Annotated in this window: 21 protein-coding genes; 11 read left to right on the top strand and 10 right to left on the bottom strand. The window is 67.0% G+C overall.

Translation table 11 applies throughout. The annotated features are described in order from the left end of the window. Window positions 1-48: 48 nt before the first annotated feature. The 4 genes from OP498_RS02275 to OP498_RS02260 all read left to right on the top strand — a co-directional run bounded on the left by OP498_RS02275 (window position 49) and on the right by OP498_RS02260 (window position 3,030). The gene (locus OP498_RS02275) at window positions 49-1,074 is read left to right on the top strand and encodes a DUF3549 family protein (protein ID WP_280551953.1); all 1,026 of its coding nucleotides are present in this window, start codon (window positions 49-51) and stop codon (window positions 1,072-1,074) included. Between the two features lie 23 nt (window positions 1,075-1,097). After that, window positions 1,098-1,535, top strand: a complete 438-nt coding sequence (locus tag OP498_RS02270) for a RimK/LysX family protein (RefSeq protein ID WP_280546521.1) — start codon at window positions 1,098-1,100, stop codon at window positions 1,533-1,535. A gap of 31 nt (window positions 1,536-1,566) precedes the next feature. Further along, the gene (gene rimK / locus OP498_RS02265; protein WP_280551952.1) at window positions 1,567-2,475 is read left to right on the top strand and encodes a 30S ribosomal protein S6--L-glutamate ligase; all 909 of its coding nucleotides are present in this window, start codon (window positions 1,567-1,569) and stop codon (window positions 2,473-2,475) included. A gap of 108 nt (window positions 2,476-2,583) precedes the next feature. Further along, window positions 2,584-3,030, top strand: a complete 447-nt coding sequence (locus OP498_RS02260; RefSeq protein ID WP_280546518.1) for a hypothetical protein — start codon at window positions 2,584-2,586, stop codon at window positions 3,028-3,030. Here the strand turns inward: OP498_RS02260 and OP498_RS02255 are convergent. The 7 genes from OP498_RS02255 to OP498_RS02225 all read right to left on the bottom strand — a co-directional run bounded on the left by OP498_RS02255 (window position 2,951) and on the right by OP498_RS02225 (window position 9,778). Next, window positions 2,951-3,733: an ElyC/SanA/YdcF family protein gene (locus OP498_RS02255; RefSeq protein ID WP_280551950.1), complete on the bottom strand. Its 783-nt coding sequence runs from the start codon at window positions 3,731-3,733 to the stop codon at window positions 2,951-2,953. The two genes, OP498_RS02260 and OP498_RS02255, sit on opposite strands and share 80 nt — an antisense overlap. Window positions 3,734-3,753: 20 nt before the next feature. Next, window positions 3,754-4,326 carry a putative Fe-S cluster assembly protein SufT gene (gene sufT, locus OP498_RS02250; protein WP_280546516.1) on the bottom strand — a complete coding sequence of 191 codons (573 nt, stop codon included), beginning with the start codon at window positions 4,324-4,326 and terminating at the stop codon, window positions 3,754-3,756. Window positions 4,327-4,344: 18 nt separating this feature from the next. Beyond that, window positions 4,345-5,586, bottom strand: a complete 1,242-nt coding sequence (locus OP498_RS02245; RefSeq protein WP_280551947.1) for a cysteine desulfurase — start codon at window positions 5,584-5,586, stop codon at window positions 4,345-4,347. A gap of 3 nt (window positions 5,587-5,589) precedes the next feature. Then, complete coding sequence (sufD, locus tag OP498_RS02240; RefSeq protein ID WP_280551945.1) at window positions 5,590-6,963, bottom strand: Fe-S cluster assembly protein SufD; 1,374 nt, start codon at window positions 6,961-6,963, stop codon at window positions 5,590-5,592. Then, window positions 6,960-7,712, bottom strand: coding sequence for a Fe-S cluster assembly ATPase SufC (gene sufC, locus OP498_RS02235; protein ID WP_280546510.1), 753 nt, complete (start codon window positions 7,710-7,712; stop codon window positions 6,960-6,962). The genes sufD and sufC overlap by 4 nt, the downstream gene beginning before the upstream one ends. A 91-nt stretch (window positions 7,713-7,803) precedes the next feature. Then, window positions 7,804-9,246, bottom strand: a complete 1,443-nt coding sequence (sufB, locus tag OP498_RS02230) for a Fe-S cluster assembly protein SufB (RefSeq protein WP_280546508.1) — start codon at window positions 9,244-9,246, stop codon at window positions 7,804-7,806. Window positions 9,247-9,316: 70 nt separating this feature from the next. Continuing rightward, window positions 9,317-9,778 carry an SUF system Fe-S cluster assembly regulator gene (locus OP498_RS02225; RefSeq protein ID WP_280551943.1) on the bottom strand — a complete coding sequence of 154 codons (462 nt, stop codon included), beginning with the start codon at window positions 9,776-9,778 and terminating at the stop codon, window positions 9,317-9,319. 393 nt (window positions 9,779-10,171) lie between these two features. On the opposite strand from OP498_RS02225, the gene OP498_RS02220 reads away from it, so the two are divergent. The 7 genes from OP498_RS02220 (at window position 10,172) to OP498_RS02190 (ending at window position 16,603) form a co-directional block, all read left to right on the top strand. Continuing rightward, window positions 10,172-10,837: an ABC transporter permease gene (locus OP498_RS02220; RefSeq protein ID WP_280551941.1), complete on the top strand. Its 666-nt coding sequence runs from the start codon at window positions 10,172-10,174 to the stop codon at window positions 10,835-10,837. Window positions 10,838-10,876: 39 nt separating this feature from the next. After that, a complete protein-coding gene (locus OP498_RS02215) occupies window positions 10,877-12,037 on the top strand; it encodes an ABC transporter ATP-binding protein (protein WP_280551939.1) in 1,161 nt (386 codons plus the stop codon). Between the two features lie 4 nt (window positions 12,038-12,041). After that, window positions 12,042-12,773: an ABC transporter permease gene (locus tag OP498_RS02210; protein ID WP_280546502.1), complete on the top strand. Its 732-nt coding sequence runs from the start codon at window positions 12,042-12,044 to the stop codon at window positions 12,771-12,773. Window positions 12,774-12,822: 49 nt separating this feature from the next. Next, window positions 12,823-13,704 carry a glycine betaine ABC transporter substrate-binding protein gene (locus OP498_RS02205; protein WP_280546500.1) on the top strand — a complete coding sequence of 294 codons (882 nt, stop codon included), beginning with the start codon at window positions 12,823-12,825 and terminating at the stop codon, window positions 13,702-13,704. A gap of 91 nt (window positions 13,705-13,795) precedes the next feature. Then, complete coding sequence (locus tag OP498_RS02200; protein ID WP_280546499.1) at window positions 13,796-14,638, top strand: nitrilase-related carbon-nitrogen hydrolase; 843 nt, start codon at window positions 13,796-13,798, stop codon at window positions 14,636-14,638. A 22-nt stretch (window positions 14,639-14,660) separates the two neighbouring features. After that, window positions 14,661-15,569, top strand: a complete 909-nt coding sequence (locus tag OP498_RS02195) for a complex I NDUFA9 subunit family protein (RefSeq protein ID WP_280551938.1) — start codon at window positions 14,661-14,663, stop codon at window positions 15,567-15,569. Between the two features lie 56 nt (window positions 15,570-15,625). Then, entirely contained in the window at window positions 15,626-16,603 is a 978-nt protein-coding gene (locus tag OP498_RS02190; protein WP_280551936.1) for a ribose-phosphate pyrophosphokinase, read from the top strand. A 52-nt stretch (window positions 16,604-16,655) separates the two neighbouring features. Here the strand turns inward: OP498_RS02190 and OP498_RS02185 are convergent, their stop codons facing one another. The 3 genes from OP498_RS02185 to gloA form a co-directional block, all read right to left on the bottom strand. Further along, a complete protein-coding gene (locus tag OP498_RS02185; RefSeq protein WP_280551934.1) occupies window positions 16,656-17,702 on the bottom strand; it encodes a phosphotransferase in 1,047 nt (348 codons plus the stop codon). 32 nt (window positions 17,703-17,734) lie between these two features. Beyond that, complete coding sequence (locus OP498_RS02180; protein WP_280546494.1) at window positions 17,735-18,076, bottom strand: zinc ribbon domain-containing protein YjdM; 342 nt, start codon at window positions 18,074-18,076, stop codon at window positions 17,735-17,737. Window positions 18,077-18,220: 144 nt separating this feature from the next. Then, window positions 18,221-18,754, bottom strand: coding sequence for a lactoylglutathione lyase (gloA, locus tag OP498_RS02175; RefSeq protein ID WP_280546492.1), 534 nt, complete (start codon window positions 18,752-18,754; stop codon window positions 18,221-18,223). Between the last annotated feature and the right edge of the window lie 28 nt (window positions 18,755-18,782).

Genomic DNA, 18,782 nt, shown 5'->3' with positions numbered 1-18,782 from the left:
GCACCCCGACACCGCGGTAGAGTGCACGGTTCCTGACCGGGAGACAGCATGCAACCGATCCACAGCCTTCACGACTTCTTCCTGCGCAGCGGTGCCGAGGTGAGGCTCTACCACCTGGGCCGCCGGGTCGAGCCCTGTTCGCTCGACACCCTGGCCGCCTTCGAGGCCGGCGATCTGGCCTGGCCGGCACCTTGGCGGGGAACGGCACGCCTGGCCATGGTGTTCCGCCTGGGCGACCTGGAGGACCCACTGATCTGGTTCCTGGCCTTGCCGCTGGACGAGCAGGGCCATCTCGACCCGGCCCCGCGGGACGCCTTCGTGCAGCGCCTGCTGGAGACCCTCGGCCACAGCGTGCAGGACCTGGGGCGCACGCAGAGTGCCGGGATCGACAACCTGATGCAGGACAACCCCCTGGCCTTCAGCCCCAGGCTGCCCTTCCAGGCCGTGCTGCATGCGCGCGCCAGCCGGGATGCGGGCCTTCCCGCCAGCCAGCACTTCGAGCCGGCCGAGGCCTACCTGACCGGGCAACAGGCGATCGACTGGCGCGCTCTGGGCCTGCAGGGCCTGGCCGATGTCGCGGTGCGCCTGGACGCGGACACGAGCCGAACGCTGGCCGCGCGCCTCGACACCCTGCCCGGCGAGGTGCTGACCTCGCTGTGCTACTGTCTGGAGCATGTGGCGATTGCCGACGACCTGGCCCGCGCCCTGCGCCGTCGCGGAGAAGCGGCGGGCCGCGCCGGGGACATCGAGACCTTCTGCGCCTGCGTGCGGGCCATGGGCGGCGCCTCGAGCGAGCTGGCCGGCTCCTGGTTCGACGTGCTGCTCGATGACCCGGACGCCTGCGGCCCCGACCTGCTGGCGGCCATCGCCGGACGCGGCTGGCACCACCTGGAGGATGCCGAGCGCCTGCCCCGCTTCCTCAACCGCCTGGCCGAGATCCCCGGGGCCGACTTCACGGCTGTGGCCCGTGACCTGGCGCTGATCCCGCGACTGCGCCTGCCGCTGCTGATGACGCTGCGCGAGGCCGGGGCGGACTCCGCCATCGGCCGCCGTCTGGCCGGCCTGTCACGTTGAGTGCAGAGACCTGGGAGGAAATGATGAAAGAACTGCCCTACACGCCCAAGGCGGTGATCGGCCGCCGCGAGATGGTCACCCTGCCGGAACTGCACCTGACGCTCTGCGCCAAGGCCGATACCGGCGCCCGGACCTCGGCGCTGCATGCCGAGGACATCGAATCCTACGAGGAGGATGGCCATCTCTGGGTCGGCTTCACGACCCGCAGCGGTGGCCCCGGCACGCCGTCCCACGTCCACCGCATGCACCTGCATGACCGCCGGCGGGTGACCAGCTCCAACGGCCAGGCCGAATGGCGCTACGTGATCCGCACGACGATGCAGCTGGGCAGCCTGGCGTTCCCGGTGGAGCTGAGCCTGACCGACCGCCGCGACATGCGCCACCCCATGCTGCTGGGCCGTCGGGCCCTGCGCCGCCTGCTGGTGGCGCCCGGCGTGGCCTTCCTGCATGGCGAACCCTGACCCTTCCCGGCCATCGACCCTGGAGCCCCGAATGCATATCGCGCTGCTGTCCCGCAACCGCAACCTCTACTCCACGCGGCGCCTGATCGAGGCGGCCGAGCTGCGCGGCCACACCGCACGGGTGGTCGATACCCTACGCTGCTACATGAGCATCGCCTCGCACCACCCCTCGATCCACTACAAGGGCAAGGAGCTCGAGCCCTTCGACGCGGTGATCCCGCGCATCGGCTCCTCGATCACCTTCTACGGCTGTGCGGTTCTGCGCCAGTTCGAGATGATGGGCACCTATGTGCTCAACGACAACGTCTCCATCACCCGCTCCCGCGACAAGCTGCGCTCGCTGCAGCTGCTGTCGCGCAAGGGGCTGGGACTGCCGATCACCGGCTTCGCCCACTCCCCGGACGACATTCCCGACCTGATCACCATGGTCAGGGGCGCCCCGCTGGTCATCAAGCTGCTGGAGGGCACCCAGGGCATCGGCGTGGTGCTGGCCGAGACCAACCAGGCCGCCGAGAGCGTGATCCAGGCCTTCATGGGCATGAAGGCCAACATCATGGTGCAGGAGTACATCAAGGAGGCGAAGGGCGCCGATATCCGTTGCTTCGTGATCGGCGACAAGGTGGTGGCCTCGATGAAGCGTCAGGCCGCCGAGGGCGAGTTCCGCTCCAACCTGCATCGCGGTGGCAGTGCCAGCGTCATCCGCATCACCCCGGAGGAGCGCTCCACGGCGATCCGCGCCGCCAAGGCCATGGGGCTGCGGGTGGCCGGCGTCGACCTGCTGCGCTCCAACCACGGCCCGGTGATCATGGAGGTCAATTCCTCGCCGGGGCTGCAGGGCATCGAGACGGCCACCGGCAAGGACATCGCCGGGCTGGTCATCGAGCACCTGGAGAAGAATGCCGCCCCGCGCCGCAAGGTCCCGCCTCGCCCCAGGGGCTGAATCCTCAGCCCAAAGGCTAACGGGGAAGCGGCAAATTATTGATCCCCGGGGGTGGCAAATGGGCGGCGACAGCCCCACAATCTGCGTCACCGGAGGAGGTGACCGCTCATGTTTCTCGACAATCGCCAGGTGGCGATGGACAGCGCCCTAGAGGCGATGGCTGATAGCATCGACTACTTTCAGGACAACCTGGAGCGCCTGCGTCCCGCGCTGCGCGACAGCCTGAAACCCCACTACGAGGCGCGGGCGACGTCGATGCACAAGCTCCAGGAGCTGTCGCGCAAACACCTCAACCTGCTGCCCCGCGACGCCGATGTCGAGCGCGACGACTACATGTGGCTGTGGAGCCGGCTGAAGAGCTTCGTCGGCAACGAAAGCCAGGTGGTGATCGGCGAGCTGCTGGAACAGGAGCGGGTGCTGATGCAGTCGCTCTCGACGCTGTTCACCCACCCCCTGCCCGAGCCGATGGAGCCGGTCATCGAGGAGTGCTGGATGGGCTGTCGAGCGCTGATCCGCGAGCTGTATCGTCTTCAGAAGCAGCATCCGAAGCGCTGAACATCCCCGACGGGAGCCGCAGGCGGTCACGCTCCCGCGGCATGATCTGCAGGGGTTCGAGCGGCCCCAGGAAATGCGGCTCGCGCTCCCACAGGTAGAGATCCCCCAGGGTGGCCACCCGCGCCACCCACTCGCGCAGCTTGAGCCGCCAGAGCCCGGCCACGACGCGCTCGGGCGCCGCACAGCCCCTCACCTCGAGCCCCAGCGCCTCGCCGATGAACAGCGCCCGCGGCAGGTGCCAGTCCTGGGTGATCAGCAGCGCCCGCTCCACGCCGAACACGTCTCGCGCCCGCGCCAGGGTGTCGAAGGTACTGAAGCCGGCATAGTCAAGGGTCATGTCCGCGTCGCGCACGTCGCGGTCGCGCAGGTCACGCCACATGGTCACCGGTTCGTTGTAGTAACGGGTGCTGTTGTCGCCGGAGATCAGCAGGTGGTCGACCCGCCCGAGATGGATCAGCTGGGCGGCGGCGCCCATGCGCCCCTCGAAGTGTGGATTGCGCGCCCCGCTGCGCGTCCAGTGGGAGGTGCCGAAGACGATGCCCACGGGCTCGCTGCCGCAGCGCGACAGCTCGGCCTCGATCTTCCCCTGGGTGCGGCCCAGCACATAGAGATTGGCCAGCACGAACAGCAACGTCGCCAGCAGCGCAAGCGCTCCCAGCGACATCAGTACCGCCTTGAAGACCTTCCAGAATGGCCGGTGCATCGCTCTCCCCGGAGGAGGCGCTAGAACATTCCGAGTTCCAGCTTGGCCTCGTCGCTCATCATCTCACGACTCCAGGGGGGATCGAAGACGATCTCGGTATGGACCTTGCTGATCTGCGGGGCACCGAGGACCTTGTTGCGGGCATCGGCAGCGATCACGTCGCCCATGCCGCAGCCCGGCGCGGTCAGGGTCATGCGGATGGTGACGATGCGCTCGCCGCTGATCAGCCGCTCGATGCGACAGCCATAGACCAGACCCAGGTCGACGATGTTGACCGGAATCTCGGGGTCGAAGCAGGTACGCAGCTGGTCCCACACGAACTGCTCGATCTCGTCCTCCGAGGCATCCTCGGGCAGGGTCGGGCGCGGCAGCGCCTCGAGGCCCAGGGCATCCAGGTTGGCCCCCTCGATCAGGTAGAGGCGCCCCTCGAAGCCCACGCTGACCGTGCTGCCCTTGGCCTGCATCACGCTGACGATGCTGTCCTCCGGCAGGGTCACGGTCTTGCCGAAGGGAATGGAGATCGCCTCCACGTCACGCTGCAGGGGCAGCTGCTGGCCCTTGTGGAGGGTGGCAATCTGCTCGATATCGCTCATGTCGCTCCTTGATAGACCTCAGCGCAGCATGCCGACGACACGCTCGAGCCCCTCGACGAAGACCTCGATCTCCTCGGGCGTGTTGTAGGCGGCGAAGGATGCCCGGCAGGTGGCGTCCAGCCCGAACTGGGCCAGCAGCGGCTGGGCACAGTGATGGCCGGTGCGGATCGCCACCCCGAGCTGGTCGATCAGCAGCCCGATGTCCTGAGCGTGCGCCCCGTCGACCACGAACGACAGCACGCTCGCCTTGTCCGGCGCGGTCCCCAGCACGCGCAGCCCCTCGATGCCCAGCACGCCTTCGGTGGCATGCTCGAGCAGCCGGGCCTCCCAGGCACCGATCAGCTCGAGGCCGATCTGCTGGACCCACTGCAGGGCGCGCCCCAGGGCGATCACCTCGGCGATGGCCGGGGTCCCGGCCTCGAACTTGTGGGGGATGTCGGCGAAGGTGGTGGGCGTCTCGAAAGAGACCGTCCGGATCATCTCGCCGCCGCCCTGCCAGGGCGGCATCGCCTCGAGCAGCCCGGCCTTGCCGTAGAGCACGCCCACGCCGGTGGGCCCGTAGACCTTGTGGCCCGAGAAGGCATAGAAATCGGCATCGATGTCGCGCACGTCGATGGTCTGGTGGGGTGCGGCCTGGGCACCGTCGACCAGGATCCGCGCGCCCTGCTCGTGGGCCACCCGCGCCATCTCGCGTACCGGGTTGACGGTGCCGAAGGCGTTGGAGACATGGTTCACCGCTACCAGCCGGGTGCGCTCGGTGACGAGGTCGCGATAGGCCGCCATGTCCAGCACGCCGCGCTCGTCCACCGGAATCACCTTGATGGTGAACCCCCGCTCGCCGGCCAGCAGCTGCCAGGGCACGATGTTGGAGTGGTGCTCGAGGCGCGAGATCAGCACCTCGTCACCGGGGCCGAGGTTGGCGCGCCCCCAGCTGTTGGCCACCAGGTTGATCGCCTCGGTGGTGCCGCGGGTGAAGACGATCTCGCGGGCCTCGCCCGCGTTCAGGAAGGCACGCACCGTCTCGCGGGTCCCCTCGAAGGCCGCCGTGGCCTCGTCGGCCAGGGTATGCAGCCCGCGGTGGATGTTGGCGTTGTAGCGAGCGTAGTAGTCGTCGAACATCGCGATCACCTGCCGCGGGGTCTGGCTGGTGGCGGCGTTGTCCAGGTAGACCAGCGGCTTGCCGTGGACTTCCCGGTCGAGGATCGGGAAGTCGCGTCGCACCTTTGCCACATCCAGCGTCAGGTCGCTGAAGTCGGCCATGGTTCACTCCTCGTTCAGGGCGGCGGCGGTTTCCACCAGGCCGGCCAGGTTGAAGCGCTCGGGGAGCTTGCCCGCCACGGCCAGTTCGACCCGCTCGGCGATGGCGTCGAGGTCGACCTGCTCCAGCACCTCGCCGGCGAAGGCCAGGGTCAGCAGGCCACGGGCCGTCTGCGCGTCGATGCCGCGGGTGCGCAGGGCGAACACCGCCTCCTCGTCGAGCTGGCCGGTGGTGGCGCCATGGGCGCACTTGACGTCATCGGCGTAGATCTCGAGCTCGGGCTTGGTGTCGATCTCGGCGCGGTCTGAAAGCAGCAGGTTGGCATTGCTCTGCTCGGCCTCGATCTTCTGGCTGTCGCGCTTGACGATCACCTTGCCGTTGAACACGCCATGGGCGCGGTCGTCGAGGATGCCCTTGTAGTTCTCGTGGGAGAAGGTGTGGGGCGCGTTGTGGTTGACCAGGGTGTGGTTGTCCACGTGCTGGCGCCCCTGGCCGTAAAAGAGGCCGTTGAAGTGGGTCTCGGCCCCCTGGCCGTTGAGCTCGGCCACCAGGTCGTTGCGCACCAGGCCGCCGCCCAGATTCAGATTGAACGAGGTGTAGCGGCTGTCGCGGGCCTGCTCGATGTGGATGCTGGCCACGTGCAGGTCACCGAGCGGCGCCTCCTGCAGCTTGTAGTGGGTGAGGATCGCACCGCGATCGAGGATGATCTCCTCCACCAGGTTGGTGAAGTTGGCGGCCTGCTCTTCGCCCACGTGATGCTCGATGACCGTGGCCTGGCTGCGCCCGGCCATCTCGAGCAGGATGCGCGGGTGGCTCATCACCGGCGCCTCGCCCGCACGGGAGAGGAACTGCAGGATGATCGGTTTCTCCACCACGGTGCCCGGCGCCAGGCGAAGCACGGCGCCCTCCTCCATGAAGGCGGTGTTGAGCGCCGCGAAGGGTGAGAACTCGACCCCGGTGAGCCGGCCCAGCGGGCCGCCCACCGCCTCGTGGTTCTCCTCGAGCGCGCGGGAGAGCGGCACCAGCTGCACGCCGCCGGGCAGGTCATCGAGCCTCGACAGGGCCGGGGCAAAGACGCCATCGACGAAGGTCAGGCGGTGGGCCTCCACGGGCAGGGTCAGGCGCGCCGCCGTGGCCGGGGAGAAGTCGGCATCCGTGGCCAGGCGAAAGTCGCCGCGGGCGATGGCCCGCACGTCGGTGTACTTCCACGCCTCGATGCGCCGGTGGGGAAAGCCCAGCGCCTCGAAGCGCGCGGCCCCCGCCTGGCGCCGGGCAGCGATCCAGCTCGGCTCAGTTCCCTGTGCTGCAAGGCGCTCGGCAACGCGCTCGTCCAGCCGGTCGAGGAAACGTTTCACATCGCTCTGCACTTCTTCACTCATGCGGCGGTCTCCTCCTGCACCCAGTCATAGCCACGGCTCTCGAGTTCGCGGGCCAGCTCGGCATCGCCGCTCTTGACGATGCGGCCATCGACCAGCACGTGCACGCGATCCGGCACGATGTAGTCGAGCAGGCGCTGGTAGTGGGTCACCAGCAGGATGGCCCGGTCCTCGGCGCGCAGCGAGTTGACGCCGTCGGCGACCACCTTCATGGCGTCGATGTCGAGGCCCGAGTCGATCTCGTCGAGCATCGCGAGCCTCGGCTGCAGCACCAGCATCTGCAGGATCTCGTTGCGCTTCTTCTCGCCGCCGGAGAAGCCCTGGTTGACGGCACGCTGCAGGAAGCTGGTATCCATCTTCATGGAAGCGACCTTCTCCTTGATCAGCTTCATGAACGCCGGTGCCGGGATCTCACCCAGGCCCTGCGCCTCACGCTGGGCGTTGAGCGCTGCCTTGAGCAGGTAGATGTTCTTCACCCCCGGAATCTCAACCGGGTACTGGAAGCCCAGCAGGAGGCCGGCACGGGCCCGCTCCTCGATCTCCATCTCCAGCACGTCCTGGCCCTCGAAGGTGATCGAGCCCTGGGTCACCTGGTAGCCGTCCTTGCCGGCGATCACCGCCGAGAGGGTCGACTTGCCGGCCCCGTTGGGGCCCATGATGGCGTGGACTTCACCGGCGTTGATGGTCAGGCTGAGGCCCTTGAGGATCTCGGAACCCTCGACCGTGACGTGCAGATCCTTGACTTCGAGCATGTTGACTACCTTTGATTCGTGGTGAGCCGCCGGCGCGACTCCTTGAATGTTTTGACCTTTTCGCGAATCCGGAGAAATGCGCGAGCGGCGCCTAACCCACCGCACCCTCGAGGGTGACATTGAGCAGCGCCTCGGCCTCCACGGCGAACTCCATCGGCAGCTCCTGGAAGACGTCCTTGCAGAAGCCGTTGACGATCATGCTGACCGCATCTTCCTCGGAGATGCCCCGGCTCTGACAGTAGAAGAGCTGGTCCTCGCCGATCTTGGAGGTGGTCGCCTCGTGCTCGACGGTGGCCGTGCTGTTGCCGATCTCCTGGTAGGGGAAGGTATGGGCGCCGCACTGGTCGCCGATCAGCAGCGAGTCGCACTGGGTGTAGTTGCGCGCACCCTTGGCCCGCGGACCCACCTTCACCAGGCCGCGATAGGACTGGTTGCTGCGCCCGGCCGAGATGCCCTTGGAGATGATGCTCGAGCGGGTGCCCTCGCCGATGTGGATCATCTTGGTGCCGGTATCGGCCTGCTGGCGGCCGTTGGTCACCGCCACGGAGTAGAATTCGCCGATGCTGTCCTTGCCGCGCAGCACGCAGGAGGGGTACTTCCAGGTGATCGCCGAGCCGGTCTCGACCTGAGTCCAGCTGATGCGCGAGCGGTCGCCGCGGCAATCGCCACGCTTGGTGACGAAGTTGAAGATGCCGCCCTTGCCATCTTCGTCGCCGGGGTACCAGTTCTGCACCGTGGAGTACTTGATGTAGGCATCCTCGAGCGCCACCAGCTCCACCACCGCCGCATGCAGCTGGTTCTCGTCGCGCTGCGGCGCGGTACAGCCCTCCAGGTAGGAGACCTGGGCACGGCTCTCGCAGACGATCAGGGTGCGCTCGAACTGACCGGTATTGGCGGCGTTGATGCGGAAGTAGGTGGAGAGCTCCATCGGGCAGGTCACGCCTTCCGGGACGAAGACGAAGGAGCCGTCGGTGAACACCGCCGAGTTGAGCGCCGCGAAGTAGTTGTCGCCCTGGGGCACCACGCTGCCCAGGTACTGCCGGACCAGCTCCGGGTAGTCGCGGATCGCCTCGGAGATGGAACAGAAGATCACGCCCGCCTCGTGAAGCTTCTCCTTGAAGGTGGTGGTCACCGAGACGGAGTCGAACACGGCATCCACCGCCACGCCGGCCAGCGCCGCCCGCTCGTGCAGGGGAATGCCCAGCTTCTCGTAGGTCTCGAGCAGCTTGGGATCCACCTCGTCGAGGCTCTGGGGACGGTCCTCATCACGCTTGGGCGCGCTGTAGTAGGAGATCGCCTGGTAGTCGATCGGCGGATAGTCCAGGTGAGCCCAGGAGGGCGGCGTCATCTTCAGCCACTGGTGGTAGGCCTTCAGGCGCCACTCCAGCATCCACGCCGGCTCGCCCTTCTTGTTCGAGATGAAGGCGATGGTGCTCTCGTCCAGGCCGGGCGGTACCGTGTCGCTCTCGATGTCGGTCACGAAGCCTTCCTTGTACTCGCGACGGACAAGCTGTTCCATTTCCTGACTTGCCATGATGTGTCCCCTCCCGGGCGGTTGGGTCGGCGAGCGAGGCTCGCCACGGGTAGTGAAATGCTCGAGTGCGTCAGGCCTCGGCGGCCAGACTCACGCTCTGAATGGGCAGCTGCACCGGCAGCTTGATCGGGCTGGTGTCGGCCAGGTGGGCCAGGGTCACGCTGTCGAGCAGGGTGCGGATGGCCAGCGAGACCCGCTGCCAGTTGTCGGCGACCCCGCAGGTGGCGGCCAGGTCGCAGTCGCCGCCGGCCTGGCTGCACTCGGTCATCGCCACCGGCCCCTCGATGGCGGAGATGATGTCGCTGGCGGTGATCCGGGACGCCGGACGCGCCAGCGAGTAGCCGCCCTGGGCGCCGCGTCGCGACTCCAGCAGCCCGGCACGCACCAGCATCTTCAGGGTCTTGCTGACCGTGGGATGGGGCAGCTGGACCGCCTCGGCGAGCTCCGCCGCGGCCTGGGGCTGCTCCGGGTGACGGGCAATCTGCGCCATCACCACGGCGGCGTAGTCGGTCAGCCGCGAAAGCTTGAGCAAGGCCTGACTCCCCGGGGGCATTTCCCCCTCAGATTCGATTGGGGACCATTTTAGTCCTGTATGATTTTGATGTGAAGCCCCGCCGCTAAATCGAGCGGATCGCAGCACGTTCACGGACGTTGCCGACAATAACGATAATCAGTCCCATTTGAAGGATCTAGCAGGCGCAGCCGGCTTCCCGGGAGGCATCAGTACTCCCAATTCGACTCATTGCGCATCCTCATTCTCGGAAAAACAAATAGATAGGGCGCTCTGCTATGCTGTGACGCCTCGCATGGGGCAATTCGTCGCCCCCCTCGCCCCTTTCCGCAACATCGTCACACCTTGGCACCGCAGGGTCGTTGCCCGGCGGCTATGCTTGCCAAGGGACCGGGGCTCGCAAGGAGAAACGACGTGGAACTGATTCTTTACGCACTGGACAACATTGACGTGCTGCTCACGCGGAGCCTCGAGCATATTTCCCTAGTGGGCGTGGCCGTCGGGATTGCCACCCTCACCGGGGTGCCGATCGGCATCGCCATCACCAAGAACGAGCAAGCCGCACGTATCGTGCTGTATGTGGCCTCGATCATCGTCACCATCCCCTCCATTGCCCTGTTCGGCATCATGATTCCAGTGCTCTCCCTGATCGGCCACGGTATCGGCTATGTGCCGGCGGTCATCGCCGTGCTGCTCTACTCCCAGCTACCGATCATTCGCAACACCTATACCGCCATCAACAACGTCGACCCGGCCCTGCGCGAGGCGGCCCGGGGAATCGGCATGAGCCCGAACCAGCGGCTGCGGCGGGTGGAGATCCCGCTGGCGGTACCCGTGATCATGGCTGGGGTCCGTACCGCCGTGGTGCTCAACATCGGCGTGATGGCGATCGCCGCCTATATCGGCGCCGGAGGCCTGGGCACCTTCATCAGCCGGGGAATCTCCCAGTCGGATCCGCGCCAGCTGATCGTCGGCGCCGTGGCGGTGAGCCTGCTGGCCATCATCGTCGATTACAGCCTGCTCTACGTTCAGAAGCGCCTGACGCCCAGGGGCATGGAGCTCGACACCTCCACCGCCTGAGGACAAGCCCCTGACGACCGAGACGACAAGGACATCCCAATGATCGAACTCGATAACCTGACCAAGGTCTTCGACACGCCCAAGGGCGCCGTGGTCGCCGCCGACCACATCAGCATGAAGGTGCCCAGCGGCGAGATCTGCATCCTGCTCGGCCCCTCGGGCTGCGGCAAGACCACCACCCTGAAGATGATCAACCGCATCGTGCAGCCGACCTCCGGCAAGGTGTTCATCAACGGTGAGGACACCACCGGCATGAACACCCAGGACCTGCGCCGCAACATCGGCTATGTGATCCAGCAGATCGGTTTGTTCCCCAACATGACCATCGAGGAGAACATCACGGTGGTCCCCCAGCTGCTTGGCTGGCACAAGGCGCGCTACAGGGAGCGTGCCCGGGAACTGATGGCGATGATCTCCATGGAACCCGACGCCTTCCTCAAGCGCTTTCCCAGCGAGCTCTCCGGCGGCCAGCAGCAGCGCATCGGGGTGGCTCGAGCGCTCGCCGCCGACCCGCCGGTGATGCTGATGGACGAGCCCTTCGGCGCCATCGACCCCATCAATCGGGCCGTGATACAGGACGAGTTCCTCAAGATGCAGCAGGAACTGAAGAAGACCATCATGTTCGTCAGCCACGACATCGACGAGGCAATCAAGATGGGCGACCGGGTGGCGATATTCCGCGAGGGCAAGCTGGTGCAGCACGCCTCGCCCGACGACCTGCTGGCCGCGCCGAAGAATGCCTTCGTCGAGTCCTTCCTCGGCGAGGACCGCGCGCTCAAGCGGCTCAACCTGGTCAAGGTGCACGAGGTGGTCTCCGACGAGATCGCCACGGTGAGCCCCGGCGACACCCTGGAGACGGCGCTGGCCCGCATCGACGACTACGGCTACCAGAACGCCATCCTGATGGTGAACGACCAGCGCCAGCCGGTGGGCCTGATCACCCGGGCCAAGGCGCGCACCACCAAGGGCTACTGTCGTGACCACTACGAGAACGTCCCGGGCACGGTGACCCTGGACGACGACCTGCGCAAGGTCGCCTCGCTGATGTTTTCTCAGGACGCCACCTGGCTGCCCTGCGTGGACGATGACGGTCGTGTCTGCGGCCAGATCACCCAGCGTGCCATGACGCATCACCTCGGTTCACGCTTCCGTGCCCGCGAGGCCGCCACCCGGAATCCCGACAGCGCCGTCAAGGAGTGAGCCGATGCCCATCCAGAGCCTGAAAGGGGCCCTGCGTGCACTCCTGCTGGTGACGATCTTCTTCGCCGGGGTGTGGAGCCAATCGACCGGGGTCATCGATGACTTCATCTTCTATCTGCCCGACGTGCAGTACCTGGCTGTCCAGCACCTGTGGCTGACGGTGATCTCCGGCAGCCTGGCGATCCTGGCAGCCATCCCGCTGGGCATCGTGCTGTCGCGCCCCAGCATGACCCGCTGGGCGGAATCGCTGATGCAGGTGCTCAACGTCGGCACCACCATCCCCACACTCGCGGTGCTGGCACTCTCCATGAGCTTCCTGGGCATCGGCACGGTACCGGCGGTCTTCGGGCTGTTCGTCGCCACCCTGCTGCCGATCACCCGCAACACCTATACCGGGCTCAAGGGGGTCGATCCCGCGCTGATGGAGGCCGCCGCCGGCATTGGCATGTCGTCGAACCAGCGCCTGCTCCGCGTGGAGCTGCCCAACGCCCTCTACGTGATCTTCGCAGGTATGCGCACCGCCCTGACCATCAACGTGGGCACCGTGCCGCTGGCCTTCCTGATCGGTGCCGGGGGGCTGGGTGAGCTGATCTTCACCGGCATCGACCTGTACGATCCGGTGATGATGCTGGCCGGTGCCATCCCCACCGCCCTGCTGGCGATCATCGTCGATGCCCTGATCGCCACCGTCGCCTATCTAGTGGTGCCGCGCGGGGTCAACCCGTCGCGCGCCTGATCATTCGAAACGTGCTACACCATTTCAAGGCACACGAGGAGAAGACCCCATGAAACGCCTGATGACCACCCTGTCCGGCCTGGCCCTGGCCGGTGCCATGACCACCGCCGGCGCCGCCGAGATCACCGTCGGGGGCAAGAACTTCACCGAGCAGCAGATCCTCTCCAACATGACCACTCAGTATCTGGAGGGGCTCGGCTACGATGTGGAGAATCGCTCCGGCATGGGCTCCGCCGTGCTGCGACAGGCCCAGGAGAATGGCCAGATCGACCTCTACTGGGAGTACACCGGCACCTCGCTGATCAACTACAACGACGTCACCGAGCGCCTGTCGCCGGAGGAGACCTACGCGCGGGTCAAGGAGCTCGACGCCGAGAAGGGCCTGGTATGGCTGGAGCCCTCCAATGCCAACAATACCTACGCCCTGGCCATGCGCGAGGAGGACGCCGAGGAGCGTGGCATCGCCACCCTCTCCGGCCTGGCCCAGGCGGTCAATGACGGCGAGGAGCTGACCTTCGCCCTGAACGCGGAATTCTATGCCCGCGAGGACGGCTGGCGGCCGCTGCAGGAGGCCTATGACTTCAGCGTCGACCGCGGCGACGTCAAGCGCATGGACTCCGGCCTGGTCTACCCGGCCCTGCGCGACGGCGATGTCGAGGTCGGCCTGGTCTTCGCCACCGACGGTCGCATCCCCGCCTTCGACTTCCGAGTCCTCGAGGACGACCAGGGCTACTTCCCGGCCTATGCCCTGACCCCGGTGGTGCGCCAGGAGACCCTGGAAGAAAATCCCGAGCTCGCCGAGCAGATGAACGCGCTGTCGGCGCTGCTTGACGACGCGACCATGGCCGAGCTCAACGCACGGGTCGACGTCGAACGGGAGAACATCGAAGACGTGTCCCAGTCCTTCCTCGAGGACAACGAGTTGCTGTGACGCGCCCCGACATGGCTGGCATAATGCCGGCCATTGCCTACGGCAAGGAAGGCCGCCCACGGGTGGCCTTCCCTCTTTCTAGGGGGATGAGATGCACTATCAGGACAGACTCAGGGTCGGCGCCGCCCAGATCAACACCACCCTTGGCGAGGTGGATGCCAACCTGGCGCAGCATCTCGACACCATTCAGGACGCCTGCGATCAAGGCGTTGAGCTACTGGTCTTCCCCGAGCTCTCGCTGACCGGCTACGGCCTGGGCAGCCGGGTGATGCAGGTGGCCATGCCACTGGAGGACCCGCGCCTGCGCGAGCTGGCCCTGGCCTGCCGCGAGATGCAGACGGTGGTGGGCTTCGTCGAGGAAGCGAGTCCCGGCGAGTACTACAACGCCCTGGCCATCCTCCAGGACGGTGAGATCGCCGCGGTGCACCGCAAGCTGAACCTGCCCACCTACGGCGGTCTCGAGGAGGGCAAGTGGTTCACCCACGGCAGCGCGCTCACCCATACCCCGGTGCGCCCCGGCTGGTCGGCCACCCAGCTGATCTGCGCCGACCTGTGGAACCCGGCACTGGTCCATGCCGCCCTGCTGCCCCGTCCCACGGTGCTCTGCGCGCCGATCAACTCGGCCTCGGGCATCGTCAGCGATGACTTCTCCAACGAGCAGAACTGGGCCCTGAACGTGCGCTTCTACGCCATGACCTACGGCACGCCGGTGATCATGGCCAACCGCTTCGGCCCCGAGGGCCAGAGCCACTTCTGGGGCGGGTCGCGCATCCTCGGCCCGCGCGGCGAGTTGCTCGCCGAGGCCGAGGAAGGCGAGATGCTGATCACCGCCGAGCTATCACGCACCGCCATCGCCCGGGCCCGCTTCGAGCTGCCCACCCACCGCGATGCCGATACGCCGCTGGTGCGCGAGCTGATGGCCGGCTACCGTTGAGCGGCCACGCTGGAGGGCGATGATGCGCGAGGGTCCGGTCACGGTCTTCGGCGGCACCGGCTTTCTCGGCGACGCCATCGCCCGGGAGCTGGTCGAGGCCGGCCGCGGGGTGCGTATCGCCGCCCGCCACCCGGCCCTGCCCGCCTGGCTGGAAGACGGCGATCCGGTGGAACTCGCCACCGCCGACCTGCGCGACGAGGCGAGCATCGATGCGGCCCTCGAGGGCGCCAGCGCCGTGGTCAATGCCGTCAGCCTCTATGTGGAAACACGCGACGCCAGCTTCGAGGCCATCCATGTCACGGGGGCCGAGCGGCTGGCCAGCCGAGCCCGGGCGGCGGGCATCGAGCGGCTGGTGCTGGTCTCGGGGATCGGCTCTCGTCGCGACTCGGCCTCGGCCTATGTGCGGGCCCGCGCCCGGGGCGAGGACGCGGTACTCCAGGCCATGCCCAAGGCGATCATCGTGCGGCCCAGCGTGCTGTTCGGCCCCGGGGATGCCTTCCTCACCGGCCTGGAGGGCCTCACCCGGCTTCCGCTGGTCCCGCTTTTCGGTCGCGGCACGACCCGGCTGCAGCCGGTACATGTAACAGATGTGGCGCGGGCCATCGCCCGGCTCACCGGCCACCCCGCCACCGCACGGCGCCTCTTCGAGTTCGGCGGCCCCGAGGTACTGAGCTACCGCGAGATCCTCGCGACGCTGCTCGCCCACCTGCAGCGCGAGCGGCCGCTGGTGCCGCTCCCCTTCCTCGCCTGGCGACTGATGGCGGCCCTGGCCGCCTGGCTGCCCGGCCCGCCGTTGACGCGCGACCAGGTGATCCTGATGCAGACGGACAACGTCGCCGACGAGGACATCGGCGGCTTCCACGACCTGGGCATCCTGCCCCATTCGCTGCGCGAGAGCCTGCCAAGCTGCCTGTCCGCTTCCGGCTCCTGATCCCCACCCAACTGCGTGCTCGCCAGGTTCGGGACCCAGCGTCTATGCTGCAGGGCATGAAACTCTTCTCCCTCAATCCCAGCCGAGCCTTCGGCGAGAAGGTGGCACAGGCGCTTGGCATCTCGCTTGCCGAACACGAGGAACGCGACTTCGAGGACGGCGAGCACAAGGCGCGACCACTGGAAAGCGTGCGTGGCGAGGATGTCTACGTCCTGCAGAGCCTCAATGGCGACCCGGAGCAGGGAGTCAACGAACGGCTCTGCCGGTTGCTGTTCTTCCTGGGCACCGTCCGCGACGCGGGAGCCCGGCGGGTGACTGCCGTGATTCCCTATATGGCCTATGCGCGCAAGGATCGCCGGACCAAGCCCCGCGACCCGCTCACCTCCCGCTATCTGGCCATGCTGCTGGAGGCCATGGGCATCGACGCCGTCATGACACTGGATGTGCACAATCCCGCGGCCTTCCAGAACGCCTTCCGCTGCCCCACCCATACCCTCGATACCCGTCGCCTGTTCGCCGATCACATGCGGGAGCGCTGCGGCGACGGGCCGGTGGTGGTGGCCTCCCCCGACCCGGGCGGCGTGAAGCGAGCGCAGGGCTTCAGGGAAATGCTCGAGCCCATGCTGGGTCGCGAGGTCGGCTCGGCCTACATGGAGAAACGCCGCAGCGAGGGCAAGGTCAGCGGCACCCTGCTGACCGGCGAGGTCGAAGGGGCCAGGGTGCTGGTCGTGGATGACCTGATCAGCACGGGCGGCACCCTGCTGCGCGCCGCCCGGGCCTGCCTGGACCGGGGCGCAAAGGAGGTATACGGCCTGGCGGCACATGGCCTCTTCGTCGGTGATGCCGACCGGGTGGTCAGTGACCCGCAGCTGACAAAGCTCGTCGTTACCGACACCGTACCGCCGACCCGCCTCGATGCCGGGGTGGCCAGCCGACACCTGGAGGTGGTCAGCGCCGCCCCGCTCTTTGCCGAGGCGATTCGCCGCGTCCATGAGAATGGCTCGCTCACCGAACTGCTCGAGGGCCCTTCGTAACGCCAGCAAGCACCCCCCGCCCGAGTGGCAGGACATCTATGCGGATTCTTTGCTAGTCCAGTTCACGACAGGCCCGCAGCCCCAACGCCAGATACTCCCTGGCCTGCGGCTCCCACTTCTCCGGGGTGCGCGGGTCCGGCTCGAGCAGGTGGCAAAGGGACAGTCGTGCCCTGAGGCAGGCACGATAGGCCGTATAGAAGGCCAGCAACCGCTTTTCTGGCCGGTCCTGGAGCGTCCGGGCGCATTCGCTGACCAGTCGCTCGAGAATCCAGGCAGCCCCGAGTCGCTCGCACTCCAGGCCCAGGAAACACAGTTCGTCGAAGGGGTCCACCAGCCGCAGGGGACGGCTGAATTCGAGGCAATCGATGACAACGGGGGGCTCGGAGAGGCAGACATGCTCGGGGCGCAGGTCACCATGCCCCTCGACGATCCGTCCCTGGCGAGGGCGATCCCCCAGCAGGTCGGGCTCTTCCTCGAGCAGGCGGCCGAGACGGTCGAGCATGGCCGCCACTCCATCGCTTGCCAGGGAGAACCGGGTATCGGCGATGACCTCGCGGTTGCGGTCGAGCTCGCGCTTGAAACGGTCAAGGTAGGAGGCTACCGGCATCTCGACCGGCTCGAGCCCCTGATAGAAGGCGGCGAGCCGTCGAGCGACCCGGGTCACGCTGGCCCCGGTGACGGTGCCCCGAGATAGCGCCACATCCAGCATGAGGTGCTCGGGCAGCCGCTTCATCACGACCAGCCAGTCGACCACTTCGCCCTCACCATCGAGCACCAGCCGGCCCGCGGGATCGAACCGCAAGGCCGCCACCCCGAGGTAGACCTCCGGCGCCAGGCGACGGTTGAGCCTGACCTCCTCGTGGCAGAGCAGCTCGCGGTCGCGCAGGAAGTGACAATCACGATGCTTGTACTCGACGGGTTTCTTGAGCTTGTAGACGCGCTCCCCCACCAGGAAGACCCAGGCCATGTGGGTCTCCCGGACATCGACCTCATCCTCGAACCCGGGGTAAGCCCGGGCACTCGACAGGAACGCGACCTTGTCCCGGAGCGAGACATCGTTTGCGGCCGCATCAGCCTTGTGGAGTGAATCCTCGGCCATGGGGGGGCACCTCCCGTCGTGGCGAGAGGGTATCACACCTTCTTGACGAACCCGGACTTGAGCTTCATGGCCCCGATGCCCTCGATCTTGCAGTCGATGTCATGGTCGCCGTCGACCAGGCGGATGCCCTTGACCTTGGTCCCGACCTTCACCACCGAGGAGCTGCCCTTGACCTTGAGATCCTTGATCACCGTGACGGTGTCGCCGTCGGCCAGGGGGTTGCCATTGGCATCGCGGACCACCGCCTCGTCCTCGGCTGGCTCGGCACCGGCATCCCTCGACCACTCGTGGCCGCACTCCGGGCAGACGAGCTGGAGGCCGTCGTCGTAGGTGAATTCGGAGCCGCACTCGGGGCAGTTGGGCAGGTCACTCATGATCGGGTCCTGTGCTGTGAACGAGGGCGGCAAGCCTACACCGACCGGCCCCGCCGCTCCAGTCCGGCCATCGCCGGGGCGCGCCCATGGCGGGCCGCCCCTCCGAGCTGGAAGCCCAGAACGTTGCCGCCAGGTAGGCCGGGCTCAGTCGCCCAGGGCGGCGAGCCGATCAGCCTGGACCACCTCGATCCAGTAGCCGTCGACATCCTTGACGAAGACCACGTCCTTCATCTTGCCCTGGTCCGAGCGCTTGACGAACTCCACCTGGTTGGCGTCGAACCAGGCCTCGGCCGCCTCCAGGTCCGGCACCGAGAAGCAGATGTGGCCGAAGCCCTGGGGCTCGGCATTGCCATCGTGATAGATCCGACCCTCCTGGCTCTCGGTCCCCCAGTTGTGGGTCAGTTCCAGCACGCCACGCTGGCTGAAGGTCCAGACGGTTCGCTCGCCCGCATCCTCGGGAACAGCCTCGCCGGCTTCCGGCTGGGCCAGGAAGTAGAGCGAGAACTGCATCTCCTCGAAGTCGAGCCGGCGCAGCACGCGCATGCCGAACACCCGGGTATAGAAGCCCAGCGATGCCTCGGGGTCCTTGACCCTGAGCATGGTGTGGTTGAGGCGAAAGCCCTCGGCCTCGGGGGGCGGCGCCTGGACGCCGGGATACTGCTCACCTGCAAAGCTCATGTCGCAACTCCTTGATCGATGACGTGAA

This window comes from Halomonas sp. 25-S5, assembly GCF_029889845.1.
Classification (GTDB): Bacteria; Pseudomonadota; Gammaproteobacteria; order Pseudomonadales; family Halomonadaceae; genus Halomonas.
Note: the sequence above shows the minus strand (reverse complement) of the source record. Positions and strands in the feature narration are given on the sequence as shown.